We start from the raw sequence: 835 nt of genomic DNA, 5'->3' as shown, positions 1-835 counted from the left end.
TTCGGCCTGACCGTTCCCTCCGAGGTCCAGTCGCCGGTCGAGGACCTGTCGATCCGCGCCGCCGGCTACGCGATGCCGGCCGAGATCGTCGACGGCAATGACGCGGTGGCTGTCTACCGTGCCGTGTCGGCCATGGTCGAGCGCGCCAGGCGCGGCGAAGGCCCAGGCATGGTCGAATGTAAGACCTACCGCGTCGAAGGTTTCTCCACCTCCGACATGGGCGGTTACCAGAAGCCGGAGGATATTGCGGCCTGGAAGGAACGTGACCCGTTGCTCGTCTCGCGCAAGGCGCTTTTGGGCGACGTCGGCGAGGCGAAACTCGCGGCAATCGAGGTGGCGGCCAGAGCTGAGGTCGACGAGGCATTCGCGGCGGCCCTCTCCGACCCGATGCCCGAATTCTCGCTCGACGAAGCCTGCAACCCCTACAGCGAGGCACACTGACATGGCCATGATGCGGTATGCCGAAGCGCTCAATGCGGCACTGCGCGAAGAGATGCAGGCCGACCCCTCCGTCTTCGTCTTCGGCGAGGACATCGGACGCTATGGCGGCGTCTTCAAGGTGACGAAAGGGCTGATGGAGGAATTCGGCGAAACGCGGGTGCGCGACACGCCGATCTCCGAACAGGCGCTGACCGCCATGGCCGTGACCGCCGCGATGACCGGCACGCGGCCGGTGCTGGAAATCATGTATGCGGATTTCGTGCCGCTGACGCTCGATGCGCTGGTCAACCAGGCATCGATCTACAATTACATCTGGAACGGCCAGGTCAAGATGCCGTTCGTGCTGCGTACGCAGGGCGGCGGCGGCGCCGGCGCCGGCGCGCAGCACTCCAAG

General features: G+C 65.6%; 1 protein-coding gene and 1 pseudogene. Both read left to right on the top strand.

Features of this window, described 5'->3' with window-relative positions; genetic code table 11:
* Positions 1-441, top strand: a 441-nt coding sequence (locus EN879_RS18240; protein ID WP_245493835.1) for a thiamine pyrophosphate-dependent enzyme, incomplete at its 5' end; no start/stop codon positions are given.
* A gap of 1 nt (position 442) precedes the next feature.
* Positions 443-835, top strand: a pseudogene (locus EN879_RS18235) (alpha-ketoacid dehydrogenase subunit beta); the annotation flags it as partial.

It is taken from the genome of Mesorhizobium sp. M7A.F.Ca.AU.002.02.1.1 (genome assembly GCF_003998535.1).
Taxonomy (GTDB): domain Bacteria; phylum Pseudomonadota; class Alphaproteobacteria; order Rhizobiales; family Rhizobiaceae; genus Mesorhizobium; species Mesorhizobium ciceri.
Note: the sequence above shows the minus strand (reverse complement) of the source record. Positions and strands in the feature narration are given on the sequence as shown.